The 878-nt window shown below is 62.1% G+C and carries 2 protein-coding genes; both read right to left on the minus strand.

Features of this window, described 5'->3' with window-relative positions; translation table 11 throughout:
* The coding region (locus QT222_RS00465) for an MBL fold metallo-hydrolase (protein ID WP_491475944.1) at positions 1-247 on the minus strand (247 nt) is incomplete at its 3' end.
* A gap of 123 nt (positions 248-370) precedes the next feature.
* Entirely contained in the window at positions 371-643 is a 273-nt protein-coding gene (locus QT222_RS00470) for a winged helix-turn-helix domain-containing protein (protein WP_049917432.1), read from the minus strand.
* Positions 644-878 lie beyond the last annotated feature (235 nt).

The following is an 878-nucleotide window of genomic DNA, read 5'->3' on the forward strand; positions in this document are numbered from 1 at the left end:
GGCTCCAGCCGGTCGCGCCGGTCTCGTGGGCGTGGTCGGCGACAGCGCCCACGTGGTCAGGGTGGGTGTGCGTGACGGCGATGTGCGTCACGCCGGATTCGACCAGCGAGTCGAGTTCAGGGGTTCGAGTGGCGGGGTCGACGAGGAGTCCGTCGGACTGCCGACTCTCGTCGGATACGAGATAGGCGTTCGTCGCGCCGGTCGGCGCGCGGGTCGAGACGGGTACCGAGACGCACGTGATGTGCATGCCGTCGGCTACGCTCGCCGCTGGTTTATCGGGTTCGGGAGAAATGGTGGCTTGGTCTGCGGGGTGCGCCCCCGCGGGCGTTGGTGGTCGTCCGCGCTTACGTGTCGAGGTAGTCGTCCGCGTTCACGTGTTGAGGAAGTAGACCTGCTTGCGCGCGTCCTTGAAGGAGTAACGCGAGCCGATGAGGTCGGACTCTTCGAGACGGTTGAGCGCGTAGCGGACGGTGCGGTCCGGCAGTAGCGACTCTTCCGCGAGTTGACCCTGCGAGAGCGGCGCATCGCTCTCGAGGACTTTTGCGACGAGCTTTGCGCTCGGGGGTAGTTCGCGGAGACGGTCCCGGAACTCGGCTTCCGAGAGCAAGTCTTCAGTATCTGGCTCTGCAGTAGTGGTGCTCATACCCATGACAGGTGGTTTCTCTGTGTTAAGGGTTAGCTTCAAGTGTGACAAAACAATCCAGAGACCTTATACACATATAAATATGCTCTCGCGTCACGATAATCGGCACACGGCGCTGCTAAAACTCTGATTGTCGCAGCGTATCGACGGCGGGGTGACAGGAATGATATCGTCCCATCGGCTCGTGACAGTCGGGACACTGAACGCAGAGCCAATCCTCGACGACCTGGCGCGG

Source organism: Haloferax sp. s1 (assembly GCF_058382125.1).